Below are 530 nucleotides of genomic sequence, written 5' to 3'. Positions count from 1 at the left end.
GAAGTCGTAACAAGGTAGCCGTAGGGGAACCTGCGGCTGGATCACCTCCTTAAACGACGACCTCGCCTGTTGTCGGCAAGTGCTCACAATGAATTACCTGATCGACCAGAGCAACGACTGTTTGGGTCTGTAGCTCAGTTGGTTAGAGCGCACCCCTGATAAGGGTGAGGTCGGCAGTTCAAGTCTGCCCAGACCCACCAAATTTGCGTGATACGTCGTTGAAAGGCTCCTCGTATAGCAGGCTATACATCGTCGCCTTTCGCCTAGTCTCACACAAATTTCCGCATGAGGTTTTAGGGGGCTTGGCTTGGCTGAGTTTCCGGTGGGCTCTACCACTTCCCGACAGTCCGAATAGCTGTAAGTCTTAAGCTGTAAGCTATAAATCGATCGACTTCCAGCTTAGAGCTTAAAGCTTCCAGCTTTAAGTGCTCTTTAACAATGTGAATCATGCTGACAAAGTAAGATACGTCTCAAGCGTATCCGGCAATTGTCGTGACGTCATCGCCGACCAGACCCTTTCGGGTTATATG

Annotated in this window: 1 tRNA gene and 1 rRNA gene; both read left to right on the top strand. The window is 50.2% G+C overall.

What is annotated here, in order from left to right:
* Nucleotides 1–52, top strand: a 16S ribosomal RNA gene (locus IE093_RS22365); the annotation flags it as partial.
* A 71-nt stretch (nt 53–123) separates the two neighbouring features.
* Nucleotides 124–200: transfer RNA gene (locus IE093_RS22360), tRNA-Ile, on the top strand.
* Nucleotides 201–530: the final 330 nt, after the last annotated feature.

This window comes from Litchfieldella qijiaojingensis (assembly GCF_014651875.1).
GTDB lineage: Bacteria > Pseudomonadota > Gammaproteobacteria > Pseudomonadales > Halomonadaceae > Litchfieldella > Litchfieldella qijiaojingensis.
Note: the sequence above shows the minus strand (reverse complement) of the source record. Positions and strands in the feature narration are given on the sequence as shown.